Origin of the sequence: Streptomyces europaeiscabiei (assembly GCF_036346855.1) — a bacterium.
Lineage (GTDB): Bacteria > Actinomycetota > Actinomycetes > Streptomycetales > Streptomycetaceae > Streptomyces > Streptomyces europaeiscabiei.
This window is the reverse complement of the sequence record NZ_CP107841.1, coordinates 10,313,404-10,334,244: the sequence shown is the minus strand read 5'-3', so window position 1 is coordinate 10,334,244 and position 20,841 is coordinate 10,313,404. Positions and strand designations below refer to the sequence as shown.

Below are 20,841 nucleotides of genomic sequence, written 5' to 3'. Positions count from 1 at the left end.
CCATGCGGCCACCGCAGAAAGCAGAACTGGCTGCGGGGAGCCCCCACCGGGGGCTCCCCGCACTCTTGCCTCACGGCGAGCCGAACTCGTCGAAAGCGGCCTTGAGGTCGGCGGCCACACTCCCGGCATCGCGTCCTTCGATGCGGTGGCGCGGAACGAAGTGGACGAGTTCGCCGTCCTTGAACAGAGCGAACGACGGCTCGGAGGCCGGGGTGTCCCCAAAGTAGGAGCGCATCCGGGCGATGGCTTCCAGGTCCTGCTCGGCGAAGACGGTGACCAGCCGGTCGGGTCGTCTGGAGCCGTCCTCCAGGGCGAGGCGGGCCGCAGGCCGGGCGACGCCGGCCGACATGCCATGGATCGAATTGATGGCCACCAAGGTCAGGCCCGTCCCGGCCTCCTCCATGGCACGGTCGACATCCTGGTCACTCAGCAGCTCGGTGCGCGGACACACGGCTTCGCGGCCACCGTTTGGTCCGCCCGCCTCTTCGGCGGGCCTGTGGGCGCCCGGCCTGCGACAACTCAATGGGCGATCGTGTACCCGCGCACCCATGACCGATCTGGCATACATCCAGCTCAGCCTGTCCTCAAGAGGAGCCAACATCCGGCCGGCATCGGAGCCGTCACCTCAGATGTCAGGCCCAGGTCTGGCGCTGGAGCCAGAGTTGCCTGGCCGTGCCGGAGCCCTGGGTGAAACCGTAGAGGAGGTGTTCGTGGTTGGCGATGACGGGGCTGACGTGGGCGTCGCCGATGACGCCGGCCAGGGATTGCCAGGCACTGTAGGCGGTGTCGTTCTCCGCGTTCTGGACGGCGACCCACAGAGCGTTGTCGGTGCCTTTGGCCAGGACGTTGAGACGGCCGTCCTGGCCGAGGGCGGCGGTGGGCCGGTCGATGATGCCGCCGCCCAGGGACGCGGAGGTGTGGAAGGAGTCGTAGTTGTCGGTCTGCCCCACGCGCCAGGCGGAGCCGTCCGAGCCCCGGTAGAGGATCTGGACCCGGGCGGCGGCATCCAGGACGGCCGTGGGCCGGCTGGTCACCCCGGTGGTCTCCTGCCGGAAGGACTCCCAGGAGTCCGGGGAGTTCGCGGCCACCTGCTGGATGGTGTAGAGGGTGTCGCCGCCTCCCCTGACGGCCACCACGATGCGGCCGGAGCCGTCGAGGACCGGGGAGGGGGTCGCGTAGATGCCGCCGCCCAGGGAGACGGGGCCCGTGTACGCCTCGTAGAGCAGGCCCTGGTTACGGACGTGCCACAGGGCGCCGTCCGTTCCCCGGAAGAACACCTGGATGCGGCCGTCGGCGTTCAGCGCCGCTGCGGGGTCCCCTCCGATGTTGGTCACGATGCGCGCGGGTGCGCTGTAGGAGCTGTTGATGGCGGTCTGGGTGATGACGTCGAGGTGGTTGTCCGGGGTGCGGTAGAACACCCGGATCTTGCCGTCCTTGCCCCGGACGGCGCTGGGGACGCCGGCGATACTCGATCCCTCGTGGTGGAGCCAGGCCGCCCAGGTGCGGTCGCGGTTCTCGCCCCTGCTGTAGAGGGTGTTGCCGCCGCCCTGGACGAAGACCCGCACCCGGTTGTCGGCGGTGAGGACGGGGGCGGGCTCGGCGAAGATGCTGCCTTCGAGATTGATCCAGGTGCCCCAGTTGGTGCCCGGAGTGGTTGAGACGGCCATGTACGCTCCTCCCATCGACGGATACTCTATGTATCCGCTTCACTCCGGAGCGTGTCCACCCGGACGGGTGAACACGCACAGGGATCGCGACACAACTAGAAACCACCCGAAAGGGTGATAAAGCGATCATATTAGCTCTATCAGGGCTCTATTCGCGGCCCGGCAGCACGCTGAGATGGGGATACCTTGCACAGCCGCAGCATCTGCGTGCTGTCCGGCTGGCGGTGCAGGTGACGGGGCTGCCACGTTTCCTGGTGACTGATCAGCCAAACGTCCCCTCGGTCTGACATGCCAGGCTCACAAGCAGGCACTTGGGTCCTCTGGTCGACGCGGGTTTCCGTGTCGTCGGTCTGATCCGGGCGCTGGGCGAGGAGCAGGCGTTCGTCGTCGGGCATGAGGGGCGCGCCGGTCGCCTGGCATACGGCGCTCCTGCGGCCGGACATGGTGCTCAAAGTGGCCGGCCCGAGCGTCCCGCTACCTTCCCGGGGGACGGAACCTCCGCTGACCTCCATGCACAAGAAGTTCGGCGGCCCCGAAGGAGACGTCGAAGCGGTCGCACCAGATGGTGACGCTCGTGTACCGGTAGGGGTCGATGTCCTCGGGCAGGGGGTAGTTCTGGCTTCCCCTGTTGCCCTTGAGCCTGCCGAGGCTGACGTACTCGCCGTCGTCGAAGACGTGCCAGCCGGCCCGGCCCTCCTTCACCGGGGCATCGGTCAGCCACACGCGCAGGTCCGGGCCGTTGCTGGTGTCGAGCCGCTCCAGCCGGATCACGTGGGTGCCGTCGGCGAGCCGTACGAGTGTCACCGTGCCCGACGTCGTGTGTTCGTGGCTGATCAGCTCACCGGTGGCCAGGGTCACGGGTCCGGTCGGCGCCGACGGCGAGGAAGGCGTCCCGGGGTTCGTTCCCGGGGGCCGGGAGGCTTCCACGACGGCGCCGGGCAGGGATTCCGTCACCGTCTCGTCCTGCCAGAGCTTCCACGGCTGGAACCAGTACAGCCCGGCCCCCACTCCCACGACCAGCGACACCAGCAGGGCGACGGTCAGCTGTCCCCTCCGTGTGCGCCCCATTCCGTCCCTCTTCTCGCTCCGTCGGTACGTGTCGCCACCTCCCATTCAACGCAAAGGACGGTCTCCCCGGCCCGGGTTGGGTGATGACGAAATGCTTACGTCCCGGCGCCGGCGTACCCGCCCGGGCGAAGAAGCGGTCCGATGGGTCGGCTGCCGGGCCGTCGTCTTACGGAAGCGTGACGTGCCGGGCGTGGCCCTGGGGCTCCGCGGTGGTGCGGTCCTAGCGTGAGCCGTATGCGTGTACTGGTCACCGGCGGTGCCGGGTTCATCGGGTCCCATGTTGTCGACGTGCTGGCGGAGCACGGGCACGAGCCCGTCGTGTTCGACGTGGCGGCGGACGTCGGCGCGGACGTGAGGGACCGGGAGGCGGTCGCCCGCGCGCTGGACGGCGTGGACGCCGTGTGCCATCAGGCGGCCATGGTCGGTCTCGGCACGGGGTTCGCCGACGCCCCGGAGTACGTCTCCCGCAACGACCTGGGGACGGCCGTACTGCTCGCGGCGATGGCGGAGGCGGGTGTGCGGCGGCTGGTGCTGGCGGGGTCGATGGTGGTGTACGGGGAGGGGCGGTACGAGTGCGGGAGGCACGGGGTGGTGCGGCCGGGTCCGAGGGACGTGGCCGATCTCGCGGCCGGGCGCTTCGAGCCACTGTGCCCGCGGTGCGGGGCCGACTTGTCGCCGGGGCTCGTGGGCGAGGACGCGCCGACCGACCCGCGCAATGTGTACGCGACGACCAAGCTCGCCCAGGAGCATCTGGCGGCGGCGTGGGCGCGGGCGACGGACGGGACGGCGGTGTCGCTGCGCTACCACAACGTGTACGGGCCCCGGATGCCGCAGGACACCCCCTACGCCGGGGTGGCCTCCTTCTTCCGTTCGGCGCTCGCGCGCGGGCAGGCGCCTCGGGTGTTCGAGGACGGTCGGCAGCGGCGGGACTTCGTGCATGTCCGCGATGTGGCGGCGGCCAATGTGGCGGTACTGGAGGCGGGTTCGGCGCAGGGCGCGCTGACCGCGTACAACACCGGCAGCGGTGAGCCGCACACCGTCGGGGAGATGGCCCGCGCACTGGCCGCCGCGTACGGCGGGCCCGATCCGGTCGTGACCGGGCAGTACCGGCTGGGGGACGTCCGGCACATCACCGCAGACTCGTCCCGGCTGCGGGCGGAGCTGGGCTGGAAGACGGAGGTCGGCTTCGCGGAAGGGATGGGGGAGTTCGCGCGTTCCGGAATGCGGGGCTCATAGGACCCATGGACCGGTGGTGTTGCCCGCGTTCATGAAGCGGCCGCGGGCAGCACCACCTCGAAACGGCAGCCTCCGGGGATGTTGCGTACGGTGGCCTGCCCCCGGTGGGCCTCCACGATCCCCCGGACGATGGCGAGGCCCAGGCCCGCGCCGGCCGGTGGAGTGCGGGCGTGGGTGCCGCGCCAGCCGGTGTCGAAGACACGCGGCAGATCCTCCTCGGGGATGCCGCCGCAGCCGTCCGTCACGGACAGCAGCACGCCGTCCGGGGACCGCTCGGCGGCCACCGCCACCGTGCCGTCGGCCGGGGTCCGACGGATCGCGTTGACCAGCAGGTTGCCGAGGACACGGCTCATCTCCTTGCCGTCGACCTCGACCGGCACGGGTTCGACGCGGGCGCCGACGAGCCGCACCCCGTGTTCGCGGGCGAGCGGGTCGGCGCCCGCCAGGGCGTCGCCGACGAGGTCGTACAGGGACATCCGCGAGAAGGAGAGGGTCAGGCTGCCCGCGTGGATGCGGGAGAGCTCGAAGAGGTCACCGACCATGGCGTCGAGGCCTTCGACCTCGGTGCGGATCTGCCTCAGGTAGCGGTCTGGGTCCGCGGCGACCCCGTCCTCCAGCGCCTCGGCCATCGCACGCAGGCCGGCCAGTGGGGTGCGCAGGTCGTGGGAGATCCAGGCGACGAGTTCGCGCCGGGAGGTCTCCAGGGCGCGTTCGCGTTCCCTGGATGCGGCGAGCTTGGTGCTCGTGATGGCCAACTCCGTGCTGAGTGCCGCGAGTTCGGCGGTGGCCGGGCCGTCGGGGGCCGTGAAGGAGCCGCCGTCCCCGAAGGAACGTGCGGCAAGCCGGAGGGCGTGGCTGCGGGCGACGACCCAGCGGCCGAGCAGCAGCGCGGTGGCCAGCGAGACGACGGCGGCCATAGCGACGACCGTGGTGACGACGCTCAGGTCGTGCGGGGAGAGGAACATCGCCCAGGCCACGGCGAGGGTGCCGGCGAGCATCGCGGTCACCGCCACGGCCGCCACCACGGTGAGCGACGCGGTGAGCGAGCGGCGGCGCAGCGGCCACAGCGCGACCGCGCCCAGCAACCCGGCCGCGCCGGCGCCGAGGAACGCGTACAGAGCGATGAGCAGGGTGTCTCGCATCGTCAGTCCTTCCTGCCTTCGGACCCGGCGGGCCGTTCGTCGCCGTCGGCCGGGGTGCGCGTGGGATCGAAGCGGTAGCCGACGCCCCACACCGTCTGGATCAGCTGCGGCCTCGCCGGATCGTCCTCGACCTTGCCGCGCAGTCGGCGCACGTGGACGGTGACCGTGGACAGGTCGCCGAAGTCCCAGCCCCACACCTCGCGCATCAGGTCCTCACGGCTGTGGGCGCGGCCAGGGTTGCGCAGGAAGAAGGCGAGGAGATCGAACTCGCGCAGGGTCAGGGCGAGTTCGACGCCGTATCGGGTGGCGCGGCGGGCGGCCGGGTCCAGGCTGAGGCCGGCCGAGCTCAACAGGCGGGTGTCCGAGGCGGGGCGCGAGCGGCGCAGCACGGACTCGACGCGCAGAACCAGTTCGCGCGGGCTGAACGGCTTGGTCACATAGTCGTCGGCGCCCACTTCCAGCCCCAGGACCCGGTCGTCCTCGTCGCCTCGCGCGGTGAGCATGATGACCGGCACCGGGCCGCGCGTCCGCAGCAGGCGGCACACTTCCAGGCCGTCCATGCCGGGCAGCATCAGGTCCAGCACGACCAGGTCGGGCCGGCGCTCGGCGGCGCGGACCAGCGCGGTCGGTCCGTCTCCGGCGCGGTCCACGGTGTATCCGGCCCGGTCGAGGTATCCCGCGACGACCTCGGCGACCGTGGGATCGTCGTCCACCACCAGGACGCGCGCCGCTGCCGGTCCACTCGATTGCTGTTGCATGCCGTCAGCCTCGCACCACATCCGGCGGCCCGGCCGTCCGCACTGCGTGGGGAACCCCTGACGTCCTCGTTTCGTAAGGACACGAAGTCCGGTATATGAAGTTCGTCCTCGTAGGGTGAAAGCCGTGACGACCTCTCCCACACCTCCGGACGTCGACGTCGTGCTCCCCTGCCTGGACGAGGCCGAGGCCCTGCCCTGGGTGCTGGCCCGGATCCCACCCGGCTGGCGTGCACTCGTCGTGGACAACGGCTCGACCGACGGTTCGGCGGATCTCGCCCGCGAGCTCGGGGCGACCGTGATCCACGAGCCGCGCCGCGGCTTCGGCGCCGCCTGCCATGCCGGGCTGACCGCCGCCACGGCCGACATCGTGTGCTTCTGCGACTGCGACGCCTCTCTCGACCCGTCGCTCCTCGCTCCCTTCGTACGCGAAGTGGCGCAGGGGCGCGCCGACTTGGTACTCGGCAGACGCCGACCGCAGAGCCGGGGCGTCTGGCCGGCGCACGCCCGGGCCGGCAACCTCGCGCTCGCCCGGATGCTGCGCCGCCGCACCGGACTGCGCCTGCGCGACCTCGGCCCGCTGCGCGCCGCCCGCCGGGAGCCGCTGCTCGCCCTCGATCTCACCGACCGGCGCAGCGGCTACCCGCTGCAGATGGTGGTGCGCGCCGCGGACTCGGGCTGGCGCGTCACCGAGCACGACGTGCCGTATCTGCCGCGCAGCGGCGTCTCCAAGGTGACCGGCACCTGGCGGGGCACCTGGCAGGCGGTACGGGACATGAGCCGCGTCCTGCGCGAACCGGCCACACCCACGGCGCCGGACGGAGTACGCCGATGACCACTCTCCTCGTCATCGCCAAAGAGCCCAGGCCGGGGCGGGTGAAGACCCGGCTCACACCGCCCTTCGACCCCGAGTCGGCGGCGGTTCTCGCCGAGGCCGCCCTCGTGGACACCCTGCGCGCGGTGGCCGCGACGCCCGCGCGCCGCCGCGTCCTGGTGCTCGCCGGGGAGCCCGGCCCCTGGCTGCCGCCCGGCTTCGACGTCGTACCGCAGTGCGCGGGCGGACTGGACGAACGGCTCGCCGCGGCCTTCGCCGGCTGCGACGGCCCGGCGCTGCTCATCGGCATGGACACCCCACAAGTCACCCCGGACCTGCTGGCCGTGGACTTCACCGAGTACGACGCGTACTTCGGTGCGGCCGAGGACGGCGGCTTCTGGGCCCTGGGCCTGGCCGAACCGGACCCGGCACTCCTGCGCGGGGTGCCCATGTCGACGCCCGCCACCGGAGCCGTGCAACGCGACCGGCTCGTCGCCGCCGGGCTACGGGTCCGCGACCTGCCGCCCCTCAGGGACGTCGACACGGCCGCCGACGCCGAAGCCGTCGCAGCGATCGCGCCGCGCAGCCGGTTCGCGGCGGAACTGGCCCGGCTGCGGGCGGTCGGCACCCGATGAGCGACGCGCGGCAGGAGACCGTGGGGCGGGAGGCCGTGGAGCCTGGGGCGGTGGGGCCTGGGGCGGTGGGGCGGGAAACCGTCGAGCGTGAGGCCGCGCGGCGGAGAACCGTCGAGCAGGAAACCGCTCGGCGGGAAACCGTCGGACGGCAGACCACACGTCAGGAGGCCGTCGGACAGCCTTGGGCCACGGACCCGTACGGGGAAACCGTCGGACGGCAGACCACACGCCAAGAGGCCGTCGGACAGCCCTGGTCCACGGACCCGTACGCCGACGCCCTGCGCACCGGCCGGGGACCGCTCTTCCTGCGCCGTCGTGACGGCTGGTTGCTGCCCCTGGAGGTGGAGCGATGGTGCGCCCGCGCCGACGCGGTGGACCTTCAGGTCCTGGGGCGTTGCGAGGGAGCCGTCCTCGACGTGGGGTGCGGACCGGGACGGCTGGTCGCCGAACTCGCCACCTCGGGCCGGCCCGTGCTCGGTATCGACGTCAGCCAGGCCGCCGTCGCCCACACCCTCCGGCTCGGCGGTCAAGCCCTCACCCGCTCGGTGTTCGACCCACTGCCCGGTGAGGGCCGGTGGGACACAGCCCTGCTCCTCGACGGCAACGTCGGCATCGGCGGCGCCCCGTCCGCGCTCCTGCGTCGGCTGGCGGAACTGCTGCGCCCTGGAGGCCTGTTGATCGCCGAGACGGTCCCCGTGGATGTGGACGAGCATGTCGAGGTCCGCCTCGTGAGCGGGGCCGAGGCCGACGACGGAGCCGAGGTCGCGTTCCCCTGGGCCCGGCTCGGTACCCCGGCCCTGCTGCGCCACGCCGGCCCGCTCGGCTGGCGCGACGCCGATCAGTGGACGACGGGCGGCCGGTCCTTCGTCTCCCTGCGCAGCCGCACCACCAGCAGGAGTGCCGAACCGCCGAACAACAAAGCCGTGATCAGCAGCCACCGGGCGAGGAAGCCACTCGCCGACAGCGCGGTGGCGGACTCGTAGCGGTCCGCCACCCGACCGCTGATCAGCGGGAACCACACCAGCAGGAGCAACCCGGACAAGGCGGCGGGCACCCGCACGTACATGGCCCTCCCCCACCGTCTTGAGGGCGTGGGCGGTGCCCCCTCCCGGTGACCGGCCGCACCCGCCGCCCGGACCAGCGCACGGTCCACCGTCGCGTACAGCGGCAGCAGCACGAGATCGTGCACCATCGCCGCGCCCACGAACCACAGCGCGACCTCGAACCAGTCGTCCGCGAGCAGCCGCACCCCCGCGTATCCGGCGAGCGCGAACGAGCATGCCAGGAGCAGCAGTTGGAACGGGCTGCCCAACGGCAGCCGGGACGTTGCCATCACAGCTCTCCGAACGTCATCCGGGCCACCCATTTGGTGTTGAGCACACCGGGCGCGGCGGGCACGATGATCCGCGCCGGGTAGCCGTGGTCGGGGGACAGTTGCTCGCCGTTGACCTCCAGGGCGAGCAGGGAGCGCGCATCGCGGACCTGGTTGGCGCGCAGGGCTGCCCGGCGGAAGGCGCCGCGTCGTTGGAGGGACTCCACCAGGACGTCGGGGGCCGCCTCGGGCTCGTACCCGACGAGGCCGGCCAGGTCCCGCAGCCTCACGCCGCGCCACCACTGGTCGGAGGTGGACCAGCCCTCGACACAGGCGATGGGCAGCTCCGCGCTGTGCGGGGGCAGTTCCAGCAGCTCGGCGCGGCTCAGCCGGACGGTCCCCGAAGGCCCGGTGACGACCAGCCGCCATGCCTCCTCGCTCGTCTCCACCGCGCTGATCCCCCTCGACACGGCCGTCTTGTTGATCTGGAAGCCGCCCGGCCCGCTGCCCGGCTCGGCACCACCGTGCGGGGCGAGGAGGGCCGTCCGCCGCAGCGGGCCGTCGAAGTTCTGGCCCACGGTCGTCCCGAACAGCAGCAGCGAGCCGCCCCCGACCAGCCACACGGCACCGCGCCGCGACACGGTGGGCTCGGCCGGGTCCGGGGACACCAACGAGGGCTCCTCCGACGAAACCGGCGGCGAAGCGCCTTCCCTCTCGCTCCCCCGCAGCTCACGCAGGTTGCGCACGGCCGTCGGCGCCCTCAGCACCACATGGACCACGAACGCCGCGAAGAACACCCACGCCCCGTAGAAGTGCAGCGGGTAGAAGGAGCCCGGGAAGACGTAGTCGAGCTGGATGTTGAGCACGCCGGTCACGAACTCGAACAGCACGCCGCCGACCAGCAGGAGCAGCGAGATCCGCTCCAGGGCGTGGGCGAGGGACCGCACCGGAGGCAGCTGGAACAGCCTCGGCACCACCGACCACAGCTTGGCCAGCAGGACGGGGACCAGCGCGATCCCGAGCGTGACGTGAAGGCCCTGCGTGAACCGGTACAGCCAGTGCGGATTCGTCGGCCAGGGGAACAGATAGAAGCCGAGGATCCCCTTGTCCGGGGTCTTGTCGTTCACCGGGGACAGACCCGGGTTGTAGGCGGCGTACGACAGCAGCCCCGTCACGAACAGCGCCGTGATCCCGGCGAGCAGCGCCACGCCGAGGACGGAGGTGAACCAGGGGCCGCGCAGCGGGCTGCGCCAGAAGGCGGGTGAGGAAGGAGTCCGTGCCATGCCCCGACGCTAGGCCCGGAACACCCGGTGAGAGGGTGCGCGACTCATGACGAAAGGCTGACGTCCGCGCCTGTCGAGAGTCCACCGGCCCTCCTCCGGCCTAACGTCTCCGAGCGTGAACCGCGATCTCCGCCGCGACCTGTACGCCGTCGCCGCCGCCACGCTGCTCGTCGTGACGGCCGCGCTGGTCGGCATCGCCGTCAAGCGCGCCAAGGACGTCCTGCACGTCGGCTGGCCACCCCTGTACGCCAACTGGCTGCCCCACGCCGGCCCCGGCACCCCCGCCGCGATCGCCGTCGCCGTGGCCGTCGTGGCGTACGGCCCCGCACTGGCCGCCCGGCTGCCCTGGCGGACTCTGCTGTGGACCGCGTGGGCCACCGCCACGGCCTGGACCTTCTCCCTCGCCCTCGTCGACGGCTGGCACCGCGGGATCGCCCGACGGCTGACGACCAGTTACGAGTACCTCCAGGTCATCGACCGCTTCGACGACATCCCTCACACCCTGCGGGACTTCACCCGCCATATCCTGCTCGGCTCCCCCGACCAATGGCCCCCGCACGTCGCCGGCCACCCGCCGGGGGCCACCCTCACCTTCGTCCTCCTCGACCGGATCGGACTGGGCGGCGGAGCATGGGCGGGCGCCTTCGTCATCGCCATCGGGGCGAGCACAGCGGCCGCGGTCCTCGTCACCGTCCGAACGCTCAACAGCGAGGCCCTCGCACGCCGCGCCGCCCCGTTCCTCGTCCTGGCCCCCGCGGCGGTATGGGCGGGCACGTCGGCGGACGGATACTTCGCGGCGGTCGCCGCCTGGGCCGTGGCCTTCCTCGCCCTGGCGGTGACGGACCACCGACCACGGGTGACCGCCTTCGCGGCCGGGCTCCTCTTCGGCCTGACCGTCTACCTGTCGTACGGCCTCACCCTCTTCGCCGTGATGGCCGCCATCGTCCTGCTGCTCGGCTCCCGGCGGCTGCCGGTCCTCCCCTACGTGATCGCCGGACTCGCCGTCGTCCCGCTGGCGTTCACCATGGCGGGCTTCAACTGGTGGGAGGCGTACCACCTGCTGGTCGAGCGCTACTACCAGGGTGCCGGCGGCTTCCGCCCGTACGGCTACTGGGTGTGGGCCAACCTCGCCTGCACGGTCCTCGTCGTGGGCCCCGCCACGGTGGCGGGCCTTCGCCGCACGGGCACCCGCCTCGTCCAGTGGCGCGCGTCCCCCGTCGCCGAGCGCCGCATGGGGGTGTTGCTGTGCGCGGCCCTGCTCATGCTGCTCATCGCCGACCTGTCCGGGATGAGCAAGGCGGAGACGGAACGAATCTGGCTGCCGTTCGCGATGTGGCTGCTCGCGGCAGGCGCCTTCCTCGACCGCCCCCGCGTCTGGCTGACGGCTCAGGCGGCCCTGAGCCTGCTCCTCAACCATCTGCTGCTGACGGGCTGGTGAGCGGTTGGTGCCGCCCTGCTCAGCGCTGACCGGGGCAGGACACACCCGTCGATCATTCCCGGGCCGCCGGCGCGGGCGAGGGCCGGCCGACCGATGACCGTACGGCGCCGCTGGCGCTGCGGACCGGCCGGGCTCCTCATTTCCCGCCGCTGCCGGGGTCACCATGCCCCGACGGCCTCGTCACGCAGCCGGTCGGTCGAAGCAACCTCGCCCCACCTACCGAGGGCTCAACCGCACCGCATCGCCCCGCCCGCCTCGACGGTCGTGACCGGGCTCGGGGAGAGGTCCGGCGGCCGCGACGCATGGCCGACCTGCTCCCGCGACCACGATGCCCGAGTCCACCGTTGCGGCCCAGGGCAGCGGACGCACTGTCTCGCCGTCCGGAGCCGGGACGGCCGGCCCTGCACAACATGGTGAGCGGCGCAACCTTCACGGCCGAAGCCCCACCTCCGAAGCCGTCAGGGGCGCGCGCATGCGCGTCGGAGACACCGGTGAGCCCCCGGGCCCAAGGTGCAGGGGAGCAGCGGATCCCATAATCTGCTGATTGGAGTGTTTTCAGATAGTTCCCCTCCCTAGAGTTCCCCTCCCTAGAGTTCTTCTCCCTCGTCGGGGGTTCGGCGGTAGTTCCCGTCACCGCACCGTCAGGAGACATGATGGCCACCCGGAAAGCCGCTCCTCGCGCTGTCTCGGTCTACGCACTCGCCGGAATCCGGCTCTTCAACGGGGCCGCCGGACTGCTCGCACCCGAACTGCTCATCCGGCGCCTCGACCCCGATCGTGAGCCGCCCAGTGCGGCGGCCGTGTACGCCTTCCGGCTCTTCGGGATCCGTACGATCCTGCTCGGCCTCGATCTGCTGACCCCCCGCGACGAGCGGTTGCGGGAGTACCTGCGCGACGGCGTCCTGATCCACGGCAGTGACACCGCGACAGCGGCCACGCTGGGCCTGAGCGGTCGGCTTCCACCGCGTACCGCGACGCTGACCACGCTCATCTCGGCCGCCAACACGGTCCTGGCCGCCGCCTCGCTCGCCAACTCGGTGAAGGGGAAGCGGAAGTGACCGGAGGGCCCGGTGCCGTTGCCCCGGCCGAGACGGGCTTCGACTACGTCGTCGTCGGCGCCGGGGCGGGAGGCGGACCGTTGGCGGCCAACCTCGCCGCCGCGGGCATGCGTACCCTGCTGCTCGACGCAGGTGGTGCCCCGGAGAACGACAACTACGTGGTGCCCGCCTTCCACGCGGACGCCTCCGAGGACCCCGTCCAGTGCTGGAACTACTTCGTGGAGCACTACGCCGACGAGCGGCAGCAACAGCGTGACAGCAAACTCGTCCCGGACCGGGGCATCCTCTACCCGCGTGCCGGGACGGTCGGCGGCTGCACCGCGCACCATGCGCTGATCACCGTCTATCCGTACAACCGCGACTGGGACGCTATCGCGGAGGAGACCGGCGACGCGACGTGGCACAGCACGGCCATGCGCCGGTACTTCCAGCGGCTGGAACGCTGCACCTACCGGCCGAGGCCCAAGGAGCCGCCCACCAACCCGCTGCTGGCCACGCTGCTCGCCACGCTGCTGAAGGTGCTGCCCTTCGCGGGCGCCCGGTATCGCAACGCCGCACGCCACGGATTCGACGGCTGGCTGCCGACCGCCCTCGCCGACCCCGAACTGGTGGTCGAGGACAAGCAGTTGCTGAAAGTCATCCTCTCGGCCGCGGAGGACTCGCTGGCCGACCTCCTCGACCGGCCGCTGTCCCCACTGGAGGGGTTCGGCTCCTTCGTCGACCCCAACGACTGGCGGGCGCAGACGCGTGCCCTGCAGGGGTTGTGGCAGATCCCCCTCTCCACGGCGAACGGACGGCGCAGCGCCGTACGCGAGCGGGTCCAGGCCGTACAGCGAAGCCATCCGGGCAACCTGGTGGTCCGTACGAACGCCCTGGCGGCCCAAGTCGTGCTGGACGCGAACGGCACCGCGGCCGGCGTCGACTATCTGGACGGGGAGCACGCCTACCGGGCCGACCCCGCGAGCCGGCCGGACACCGGGCCACCGGTCCTGCGCAGGGTCCTCGCCTCCCGTGAGGTGATCCTGGCCGCTGGTGCCTTCAACACGCCCCAACTGCTGATGCTTTCGGGCATCGGACCGCGTGAGGAACTGCGGCGCCACGGCATCCCCGTACGGGTCGACCTCCAGGGCGTGGGCGCGAATCTGCAGGACCGGTACGAGGTCGGCGTGGTCAGCCGGATGGACCGCGAGTTCCCGGTGCTCAAGGACTGCGACTTCCACGCTCCGCGGTCCGGGACCGAACCGGACCGCTGTTACCGGGCCTGGCTGCGCGGCGAGGGTCTGTACACGACCAACGGCGCCGTCGTCGGTGTCACCCGCAAGTCCCGTCCGGATCTGGAGGCACCCGACCTGTTCATCTTCGGCGGCCCCTTCGACTTCCGGGGCTACCGCCCCGGCTACTCGCTGGACCTGACACGCCATCGGGACCGCTTCACCTGGGCGATCCTCAAGAGCCGCACCCACAACACCGGAGGTCGGGTACGGCTGCGCTCCACCGACCCCCGTGACACCCCACTGGTGAACTTCCACTACTTCGGCGAGGGCACGGACAAGGACGCCGTGGATCTCGAAGCCATGGCCGGTGCCGTCGAGTTCGTACGCGGGATGAACCGCAGGGCCGGCTCCGTGATCCGCGAGGAGCTGTGGCCCGGCAAGGAGATCGTCGGCCGCGACGACATCCGCCGATTCGTCCAGGACGAGGCGTGGGGCCACCACGCGTCCTGCACCTGCCGGATGGGACGAGCGGACGACCCCTCGGCCGTCGTCGACAGCGAGTTCCGGGTGCGCGGAGTGGACCGCCTGCGGATCGTCGACGCCTCGGTCTTCCCCCGCATTCCCGGATTCTTCGTCGCCACCCCCATCTACATGATCAGCGAGAAGGCGAGCGACGTCATCCTCGCAACCGTTCAAGGAGTACCGCGATGAGCAAGCAACCACGCGACACACGACGTTCCGCGGCCGGATACCGTACGTCACTGCCCTGGCGGGTCATCACCGCCGGCGCCGAATACGTGGACCGGCGCATCGGCTGGGACAGACTGCCCGTCATACCGGGCCTGCTGACGCTCCTCGGACTGCGCGTCAAACTCCGACAGAAGAACCTCCATGACACCGGCCAACTGCCCTCGGTCGACCTGCCCGATCCCGCGCCCCCCTCCGAGACCCACAAGGTCAACCGGACCGCCGACGGCAGCCACAACGACCTCGACGAGCCGCGCATGGGCATGGCGGGCACCCGCTTCGGCCGGAACATCCCGCTGGACCGGATCGCCCCGACCACACCCGAGGACGTCCTGTCCGCGCCGAGCCCGCGCGAGGTCAGCCGCGCCCTGCTCGGCCGCGACGAGCTCACCCCCGCCGAATCGGTCAACTCCCTGGTCGCCGCCTGGCTTCAGTTCATGGTCCGCGACTGGTTCAGCCACGGGACCAGCCCCACGGAACGGCCCTGGGAAGTCCCCCTCATGGACGACGACCCATGGCCGGAACACCCCATGCGGATCATGCGGACACCGGACGACCCGACCCGCGACCCGCAGGCACCCCCCGGAACGCCCGACACCCGCGTCAACGTGTCCTCCCACTGGTGGGACGCCTCGCAGATCTACGGGACGAACGAGACCGAGCAGCGTCTGATGCGCACCGGTGAGCTGGGCAAGCTGCATCTGTGGGACGACGAGCAGTCCCCGATCCCCTCGGACCCCTCCCGGGACCCCTCGCACATCCCCGGCTTCTGGCTGGGCCTGGCCATGATGCACGACCTGTTCGCCCGTGAGCACAACGCGATCTGCGACCACCTGCACGGCGCGTACCCGTCCTGGAACGACGAGGAACTCTTCCAGCGGGCCCGGCTCGTCAACGCCGCGCTCCTCGCCAAGATCCACACCGTGGAGTGGACACCGGCCGTGATCAGCCACCCCACCACCGTCAAGGCACTGCGCGCCAACTGGTGGGGCGTCGCGGGCGAGCGTGTCCACAACCTCTTCGGCCGGATCAGCGACAGCGAGGTCGTCAGCGGCATCCCCGGCGCCGAAACGGACCACTACGGCGTCCCGTACTCCCTCACCGAGGAGTTCGTGGCTGTCTACCGCATGCACCCGCTCATCCGCGACGAGTGGCATCTGCGCTCCGCCGCCGACGACGCGAGCCTGCGCCACTGCACCCTCCGCGACATCTCGGGCCCCGGGGCGCTGAAGGTCCTGGAGACCACCGGGATGCCCGACCTGCTCTACAGCTTCGGCACGCTCCACCCCGGACTGGTCACCCTGCACAACTTCCCCAAGTTCCTTCAGGAGTTCGAGCGCCCCGACGGACAGCTGCAGGACCTCGCCGCCACCGACATCCTGCGCTCCCGGGAGCTGGGCGTCCCCCGCTACAACGAGTTCCGCCGACTGCTGCGGCTGAAGCCCGCCGCCGACTTCCTGGAACTGACCGAGAACCGGGCGTGGGCCGAGCAGATCCAGTGGCTCTACGACGGCGACATCGAGAAGGTCGACCTGATGGTCGGGCTGTACGCGGAGAAACTGCCCACCGGATTCGCCTTCAGCGACACGGCGTTCCGCATCTTCATCCTGATGGCCTCACGCCGGCTGAACAGCGACCGCTTCTTCACCGAGTACTACACCCCCGAGGTGTACTCCAAGGCCGGTATGGCCTGGATCGACGACAACTCCATGATCACGGTGCTGCTGCGCCACCACCCGGAGCTGCGTACGGCTCTGGCGGGGCTGACGAACGCCTTCGTGCCGTGGAACACAGCCGGAAGGACGGTGACTTGACATGGCAACGACGGACAGGTCCCACGACGAACGGGAGCGCCAGGTCGCGGCGGCCGCCGCACGGTACGGAGAGACCGGCGACGAGCGGCGGACCGCCGAGCGGCAGCAGGACGCCGGGGTCGCCTTCCCGGACTCGGAAGAGGCACTCGCGGCGCGCGCGGCCCGGCTGCTCGACCGGCAGGCGGTGCCCGCCTCCATGGCGGTGGAGGCCGTCCGGGCGGAACCGCTGGAGGCGACCGCCGCCTACGAGCGCATCCTCGGGGTGTCCAGGGACCTGCAGGCCTGGAGCTTCCTGCCGCGCGGCACCCGGGCGGCCCGCACCGTCGCCCGGATCTCGGCGCGGGAGAACGGCCGTGAGCTGCCCGTCGGCACCGGCTTCCTGGTGTCGCCGAACCTGCTGCTGACCAACCATCACGTGCTCCCCGACGCGGAGGCCGCCCGGCAGAGCTTCGTGGAGTTCGACGCCCAGGTCACCGTCGACAACACACCCCAGTCCGCGACGCGGCTGGAGCTCGACCCGGACGGGTTCTTCGCGGCGGACCAACGCCTCGACTTCGCCCTGGTGCGGGTCGCCCCCGGCCCGGACCTGCGGCCCGCGGGGGAGACGTTCGGCTGGAACCGGCTCAGCGCCCAGAAGGGAAAACTGGTCGTCGGTGAGCCGGTCAACGTCATCGGCCATCCGATGGGGCGGTTGAAGGAGATCGCGGTACGCGACAACACGCTCCAGGTTCGCCTCGACGACTTCCTCCACTACAAGACGGACACCGAGCCCGGCAATTCCGGCTCTCCCGTCTTCAACGACCAGTGGGAGGTCGTCGCGCTCCACCACAGCGGTGTCCCCAGGACCGACGGACAGGGACGCGTCCTGCGCCGTGACGGACAGGTCTGGGAGCCCGGTGACGGCGACGACGCGATCGACTGGGTGTCCAACGAGGGCGTACGCATCAGCTCCATTCTGAAGCACCTCGCCACCCTGCCCCTCTCCTCCCGGCAGCAGGCGCTGCTGGCCGAGATGGGCCCGGAGTCGGGGCTGGGCGTCACGGAGGCCGCCGAGGGCCCGGTGGCGGCTCCGGCTCCCGCCGTCGCGGCGTCGCCCCCGGCCGTCGAGAAGGTCACCGCGCGGGCGGGCCTGCGCGCCCGGGAGGGCGCGTTCGGCGGCAGACGGCATCTGGTCTTCCTGCACGGTCGCTCCCAGGAAGGCCTGGTGCCCGGGGATCTGCGCCGCGACTGGACGGCCGGACTCAACCAGGGGCTCGTCCGCGCCGGTCTGCCTCCGGTCGACCCGGCGGACGTCTGGTTCCCGTACTACGGCGACAGGCTGGTGCAGGCCCTGACCGCGCATGAGGCCGTCCCCCACCTCGTCGAGGCGCCGACCGCCAGGGCGGCGGAGGCGGTCGCACCGACCGCCCCCACCGCCCGCGCGGTGTACGAGGAGATCATCGGCGAGGCGGCCACGAAGTGGGACATGCCGCACGAGAGCCGGCTGGCCACCGAACGGATCGGCATGGGTGATGTGGTCGGGGCCCTGCAGAAGCGGCTGAGCTGGCTGGCCGCCAGGAGCGACCTCGATGCGTGGGCGATCGCCCTGGTCTTCCGTGACGTGGCCGCGTACCTCGACGACCAGCGCATCCGGGACGAGGTCCTGGGCTGCGTACTGGAGACGATGCCGGACGCGGGGGAAGTGGTGCTCGTCAGTCACAGCCTCGGCACGGTCGTCGGCCTGGATCTCGCCACACGACTGTCCCCCGGGGTGGACCTCGTCCATCTCACCACGGCGGGCAGTCCCCTCGGCTTGGACAGCGTGTACAGCAAGCTGCTCGTCGGCGGGCCGAAGCGTCCGGACGTCGTGGCGGACTGGCTCAACGTCTGGTGCCCGACCGACGCCGTGGCCATTGGATGCCCTCTGGGCGACGACTGGGCGGACGGGCTGTCCGACCTCGCCGTCGTCAACGCCCGCGACCGTGCGCACAACATCGTCGAGTACCTCGCCCACCCCGACGTCGCCCGGTCGATCGGGAGCCACCTCGGCGGCTGAGTCTGACGTTCCGTCACCGGTCCCGACCGGTGACGGAACATGATCACGTTGCCCCTCATTCGGCTGGGACGACCGCCGGGCTTGACGGTCGGTCAGCGATGGAGCGGTGGTCCAGCGCTCGTGACCACCCTCCGCCTCTCCGCCCCTGGACCGGTCAGCCGGGTCAGGTAGCCGTCACACACCTGGTGGCCGCCCGGGGGCCGCTGTCTCCATACGGCGGCCGGCCGGCCATGAGTGCGACTCTCGCGCGTCGAGCCGAGCAGCCCATCCATTGTCAGAGCGGTCGGGGGAACCGTTTCGAATGTGATCCGAAAGGATGCGTCATGGAACTCGAATCTCTCCCGGATGACGTCGTCGCGGCGATCGAAGTGCGGGATCGTTGGAGGCGCGCATCGGCCGGCGGTGGCCTGGAGTTCCTTGTCACCGACATCGCACGGTGGACACCCGGTTCGACCGTGCGGGTCGCGTTCCTCGACGGGGACGAACAACTGCACGCGGACATCGCAGGAGCGACTGCGCAGATCACCGACGCCTGCAACCTGAAACTCGACTTCGGCCACGACGAGGCGACCGGAACGTTCCGACGATGGAGCACGGCCGACACCGCCTTCGCCGCCGAGATCCGGGTCAGCTTCGACCTGCAGGGCTACTTCTCCCTGGTCGGCACCGACAGCACGGATCGCACCATCGGCGCGGGCGGCGGCCAGGTCGGGGGCAATCCCGGCCAGCGCAGCCTGAACCTCGGGCGCTACGCGGTGAACAGGCCCGCTCAGTGGGAGGGCACCGTGCGTCACGAGTTCCTGCACGCACTGGCGTTCCACCACTCCCACCAGAACATGCGCGGTACCTGCGAGGTCGAGTTCCGTTGGGATGACGACGCCGGGTATGTTCCCATACAAGATGCGGACGGCGTCTTCGTGGCGGACGCCCAAGGTCGGCGCCCCGGCATCTACACGTACCTCGCGGGAGAGCCGAACCGATGGCCGCGCGCGAAGGTGGATCACAACCTTCGCACCGAGGACGACCCGGATGTGGTCGCCGGGCCTTTCGACCCACAGTCCGTGATGCTGTACCGGTTCCCGTCGTTCTTCTACAAGTCCGCCCCGAGCAGCTGCGCGCCGACCGGCAACGGGCAGAACCTGTCGGACGGCGACAGGCGCGGGCTCAACCTGCTGTACCCGCACACCGCGGAAGAGGTGGCGGAGCTTCAGGCCCGGGCGGACACGGTCCTGCAGTCGATCGGAGCCGGCGCGGAGGGACTTCCCAGTTCGAACGGCGGAAACCTGGTCGAGGCGTACCGCAGCCGGGTCGGGGCACTGGTCGCCGCACAGGCCGCGGGCGCCGACTGAGCGGAGCAGGGAGACGCCATGTCTGCCGGCACCGCCTTCGAGGGGCTCCTCAGCGGCTCGCCGAGCGGAGGACTCGAGCGAGCCGCCGGGGGCTGTGCGCCGGGACCACCGGACCCCGAACTCCTGAGCACGCAGCTGTCCGACGAGAGAGGCCGGCTTGAGACGCGTCCCGGAAACATCCCGCAATCGGGGTGTATCCAGAAGGAGTTGGGCAACAGCATCGGCGGCCTCCTCCCAACGTGACGCACCGGACCTGCACGAAGGACGTCCTTCGCTCCTGGGCATGACGCTACGGCGACGACGCACACGCATGCGGGGGTCAGACCCGGCCGGATGAGGTCATGGCGAGTTCCCCGGCCGACCATGACGGGGAGTTCACCGCGGCTGACCGCCGTGCAGCGGCGGCTACGCCATCACCCGCAACTCCGCCCCGGTGAAGGCCGGGAACGAGCCCCCGTCGTACGGGGCCTGCGTGATCGGCGTCGTCATCACCAACCCCGGCCGGACGGACCTGTCAGCGGGTCGGTCGGCTGCCGGGCTCGCTGTGCACTCGGCGATCCGGGCCCACGTCCCGGATGGACAACCGGATGGACAAGTCGCCTGCCTCGCGTGCGCCCTCCCACCGGGCGTGCTCGTGCGCAAGCGCGGATTGCCCGGAGCAGCGACAGGTACAGTTTCCAGCTGCGGAAGACAATATTTCGGAAGATGAGTGATGGCTGACGCTGACCTGAAGCTGTTGTACCGGGAGCTGGTCTCGCTGGAGATCGAGTTGTGGGACGGCATCGAGGGGCGGTTGCGGGCCGAGTACGACTTGGCGCTGACCTCGTTCGAGGTGCTGCACCTGCTGCTGCGCCGGCCCGAGCGGCGGATCCAGGACATCGCCGAGGAGTTCTCGATCACGGTGGGCGGCACGAGCAAAGTCGTCGACCGTCTGGAGTCGGCGGGCCTGTGTGGACGGCGGGCCAATCCGAACGACCGCCGCTCCTCGATCGTCGAGCTGACGGCTGAAGGGCGGAAGCTGGTGGACGGGGCGCTGAAGATCTTCGAGGAAGAGCTGGAACTGCGGATCGGGTCGGTGATTCCCGAGCAGTCCGTACGCGAGGTGACGGCGGTCCTCAGCACGCTGCGGACCGCCGGACGCGCCCTGGACGCGGAGCGGAAGGCCGCCGCTCGGACGCCGATGCCGACTGTGCGGACTCCGAAGCAGCCCGGCCGACCGAGATCGTGAGCGGCGACGCCTCCGCAGCGCCCATGGGCTGATGGACCGGGCCGGA

17 protein-coding genes and 1 pseudogene are annotated in these 20,841 nt (G+C 71.1%); 12 read left to right on the top strand and 6 right to left on the bottom strand.

Features of this window, described 5'->3' with window-relative positions; all coding sequences use genetic code 11:
• Window positions 1-70: 70 nt before the first annotated feature.
• The gene (locus OG858_RS44900) at window positions 71-451 is read right to left on the bottom strand and encodes a BrxA/BrxB family bacilliredoxin (RefSeq protein WP_327745648.1); all 381 of its coding nucleotides are present in this window, start codon (window positions 449-451) and stop codon (window positions 71-73) included.
• A gap of 181 nt (window positions 452-632) precedes the next feature.
• Window positions 633-1,667 (bottom strand): hypothetical protein, encoded by a 1,035-nt coding sequence (locus OG858_RS44895; RefSeq protein ID WP_086753166.1) that lies wholly within the window; start codon window positions 1,665-1,667, stop codon window positions 633-635.
• A gap of 341 nt (window positions 1,668-2,008) precedes the next feature.
• Here OG858_RS44895 and OG858_RS44890 point away from each other — a divergent pair.
• Window positions 2,009-2,198: pseudogene (locus tag OG858_RS44890) on the top strand (alpha/beta fold hydrolase); the annotation flags it as partial.
• Here OG858_RS44890 and OG858_RS44885 read toward each other — a convergent pair.
• Window positions 2,142-2,735 carry a DM13 domain-containing protein gene (locus OG858_RS44885; RefSeq protein WP_319266973.1) on the bottom strand — a complete coding sequence of 198 codons (594 nt, stop codon included), beginning with the start codon at window positions 2,733-2,735 and terminating at the stop codon, window positions 2,142-2,144. The pseudogene OG858_RS44890 and the gene OG858_RS44885 sit on opposite strands and share 57 nt — an antisense overlap.
• Window positions 2,736-2,969: 234 nt before the next feature.
• On the opposite strand from OG858_RS44885, the gene OG858_RS44880 reads away from it, so the two are divergent.
• Entirely contained in the window at window positions 2,970-3,971 is a 1,002-nt protein-coding gene (locus tag OG858_RS44880; protein ID WP_319266975.1) for an NAD-dependent epimerase/dehydratase family protein, read from the top strand.
• 29 nt (window positions 3,972-4,000) lie between these two features.
• On the opposite strand, the gene OG858_RS44875 is transcribed toward OG858_RS44880, so the two are convergent.
• Together OG858_RS44875 and OG858_RS44870 are read right to left on the bottom strand one after the other, a co-directional pair.
• Window positions 4,001-5,113, bottom strand: coding sequence for a sensor histidine kinase (locus OG858_RS44875; RefSeq protein ID WP_319065912.1), 1,113 nt, complete (start codon window positions 5,111-5,113; stop codon window positions 4,001-4,003).
• Between the two features lie 2 nt (window positions 5,114-5,115).
• Window positions 5,116-5,871, bottom strand: coding sequence for a response regulator transcription factor (locus tag OG858_RS44870; protein WP_319266977.1), 756 nt, complete (start codon window positions 5,869-5,871; stop codon window positions 5,116-5,118).
• Between the two features lie 115 nt (window positions 5,872-5,986).
• On the opposite strand from OG858_RS44870, the gene OG858_RS44865 reads away from it, so the two are divergent.
• The 3 genes from OG858_RS44865 (at window position 5,987) to OG858_RS44855 (ending at window position 8,300) form a co-directional block, all read left to right on the top strand.
• A complete protein-coding gene (locus OG858_RS44865; protein ID WP_319315154.1) occupies window positions 5,987-6,703 on the top strand; it encodes a glycosyltransferase family 2 protein in 717 nt (238 codons plus the stop codon).
• Window positions 6,700-7,317 (top strand): TIGR04282 family arsenosugar biosynthesis glycosyltransferase, encoded by a 618-nt coding sequence (locus tag OG858_RS44860; protein ID WP_319315151.1) that lies wholly within the window; start codon window positions 6,700-6,702, stop codon window positions 7,315-7,317. Before OG858_RS44865 ends, OG858_RS44860 begins: the two co-directional genes overlap by 4 nt.
• A gap of 278 nt (window positions 7,318-7,595) precedes the next feature.
• On the top strand, window positions 7,596-8,300 hold the full coding sequence (locus OG858_RS44855; RefSeq protein ID WP_256960834.1) for a class I SAM-dependent methyltransferase: 705 nt from the start codon (window positions 7,596-7,598) through the stop codon (window positions 8,298-8,300).
• A 349-nt stretch (window positions 8,301-8,649) separates the two neighbouring features.
• On the opposite strand, the gene OG858_RS44850 is transcribed toward OG858_RS44855, so the two are convergent.
• Window positions 8,650-9,912, bottom strand: a complete 1,263-nt coding sequence (locus OG858_RS44850) for a molybdopterin-dependent oxidoreductase (protein WP_328543795.1) — start codon at window positions 9,910-9,912, stop codon at window positions 8,650-8,652.
• Window positions 9,913-10,027: 115 nt separating this feature from the next.
• Between OG858_RS44850 and OG858_RS44845 the strand changes: the two genes are divergently transcribed.
• From OG858_RS44845 to OG858_RS44815, 7 genes are all read left to right on the top strand, one after another.
• Window positions 10,028-11,350: a hypothetical protein gene (locus OG858_RS44845; RefSeq protein WP_086751475.1), complete on the top strand. Its 1,323-nt coding sequence runs from the start codon at window positions 10,028-10,030 to the stop codon at window positions 11,348-11,350.
• Window positions 11,351-12,003: 653 nt separating this feature from the next.
• Window positions 12,004-12,408 carry a hypothetical protein gene (locus OG858_RS44840; RefSeq protein WP_143677424.1) on the top strand — a complete coding sequence of 135 codons (405 nt, stop codon included), beginning with the start codon at window positions 12,004-12,006 and terminating at the stop codon, window positions 12,406-12,408.
• Window positions 12,405-14,333 carry a GMC family oxidoreductase gene (locus OG858_RS44835; RefSeq protein ID WP_319065908.1) on the top strand — a complete coding sequence of 643 codons (1,929 nt, stop codon included), beginning with the start codon at window positions 12,405-12,407 and terminating at the stop codon, window positions 14,331-14,333. Before OG858_RS44840 ends, OG858_RS44835 begins: the two co-directional genes overlap by 4 nt.
• A complete protein-coding gene (locus OG858_RS44830; RefSeq protein WP_319065907.1) occupies window positions 14,330-16,183 on the top strand; it encodes a peroxidase family protein in 1,854 nt (617 codons plus the stop codon). Before OG858_RS44835 ends, OG858_RS44830 begins: the two co-directional genes overlap by 4 nt.
• Before the next feature lies 1 nt (window position 16,184).
• Entirely contained in the window at window positions 16,185-18,218 is a 2,034-nt protein-coding gene (locus tag OG858_RS44825; RefSeq protein WP_328543796.1) for a trypsin-like serine peptidase, read from the top strand.
• Window positions 18,219-18,541: 323 nt separating this feature from the next.
• Window positions 18,542-19,567 carry a zinc metalloprotease gene (locus OG858_RS44820; protein ID WP_328543797.1) on the top strand — a complete coding sequence of 342 codons (1,026 nt, stop codon included), beginning with the start codon at window positions 18,542-18,544 and terminating at the stop codon, window positions 19,565-19,567.
• Window positions 19,568-20,279: 712 nt separating this feature from the next.
• Entirely contained in the window at window positions 20,280-20,795 is a 516-nt protein-coding gene (locus tag OG858_RS44815; protein WP_319065903.1) for a MarR family winged helix-turn-helix transcriptional regulator, read from the top strand.
• Window positions 20,796-20,841 lie beyond the last annotated feature (46 nt).